The 1,060-nt window shown below is 52.9% G+C and carries 2 protein-coding genes; both read left to right on the plus strand.

What is annotated here, in order from left to right; translation table 11 throughout:
• Positions 1-698 precede the first annotated feature (698 nt).
• Positions 699-821, plus strand: a complete 123-nt coding sequence (locus ACK4TH_RS12135; protein WP_409626815.1) for a hypothetical protein — start codon at positions 699-701, stop codon at positions 819-821.
• On the plus strand, positions 818-1,027 hold the full coding sequence (locus ACK4TH_RS12140; protein ID WP_409626817.1) for a hypothetical protein: 210 nt from the start codon (positions 818-820) through the stop codon (positions 1,025-1,027). The genes ACK4TH_RS12135 and ACK4TH_RS12140 overlap by 4 nt, the downstream gene beginning before the upstream one ends.
• Positions 1,028-1,060: the final 33 nt, after the last annotated feature.

A 1,060-nucleotide genomic window follows, 5' to 3' on the forward strand; every position in this document is an offset into this window, starting at 1 on the left:
CGCTCGTCCGATCTCCCTGATTTCAAAGGGATTAAGACTAACGCAGTCAATCCGACTCCATCCAACTGCACGGTCCGAACCAAGCCCTGATTTCAAAGGGATTAAGACCAGCGCAGCGGGCGTTGACTTCTTTTAGCAACGACAGTCCGAACCAAGCCCTGATTTCAAAGGGATTAAGACCGTGCGCCGGTCGATGCGCTCGATGATCTGCCCGTGTCCGAACCAAGCCCTGATTTCAAAGGGATTAAGACGCCGCCACGCGTTTGACGTCGAGGGCTTTGTGGTCCGAACCAAGCCCTGATTTCAAAGGGATTAAGACACGGAAGGGGAAGCTTACAAGTGTTCATAGTGTCCGAACCAAGCCCTGATTTCAAAGGGATTAAGACACCGAACTTTCAGTTGAGGCTTCGGAGTTTCTTCGTCCGAACCAAGCCCTGATTTCAAAGGGATTAAGACCGTCGGCCTTGTCGGCCTTGTCGGCCTTGTCGGTCCGAACCAAGCCCTGATTTCAAAGGGATTAAGACTAGACGCGGAGCTCCCACCTCTGGGCACCCTCTTCGTCCGAACCAAGCCCTGATTTCAAAGGGATTAAGACGCTGCTGCATTCGCGGTCTTGTCTTTCGCGTCAACGTCCGAACCAAGCCCTGATTTCAAAGGGATTAAGACTGATGGCCTGATCGCGGCTTGTAGGCCGTTTTATGTCCGAACCAAGCCCTGATTTCAAAGGGATTAAGACGGGTCAAACCGTCAGGTACTCAACAAGGCCCCATGTGTCCGAACCAAGCCCTGATTTCAAAGGGATTAAGACATTGCGCCGATGATTACTTTCGCGTCATCGCTCATGTCCGAACCAAGCCCTGATTTCAAAGGGATTAAGACGCGTCAATTTCGACGCCCTTTTGGGCGATGCCGGTCCGAACCAAGCCCTGATTTCAAAGGGATTAAGACCTCCCGCGCCTCGTCCAGCGTGCCGTTTTGGTTCACGTCCGAACCAAGCCCTGATTTCAAAGGGATTAAGACGTCTTGAGGCTGTCCATCTCGCGCCGGATGGCGTCGTCCG

The sequence above is a fragment of the Tepidimonas sp. genome, from assembly GCF_046292505.1.
In the GTDB taxonomy this organism is placed as follows: domain Bacteria; phylum Pseudomonadota; class Gammaproteobacteria; order Burkholderiales; family Burkholderiaceae_C; genus Tepidimonas.

Excerpts from the sequence above, each read along its gene's own strand:
- ACK4TH_RS12135 (WP_409626815.1), top strand. The coding sequence starts at position 699 with ATGTCCGAACCAAGCCCTGATTTCAAAGGGATTAAGACGGGTCAAACC.
- ACK4TH_RS12140 (WP_409626817.1), top strand. The coding sequence starts at position 818 with ATGATTACTTTCGCGTCATCGCTCATGTCCGAACCAAGCCCTGATTTC.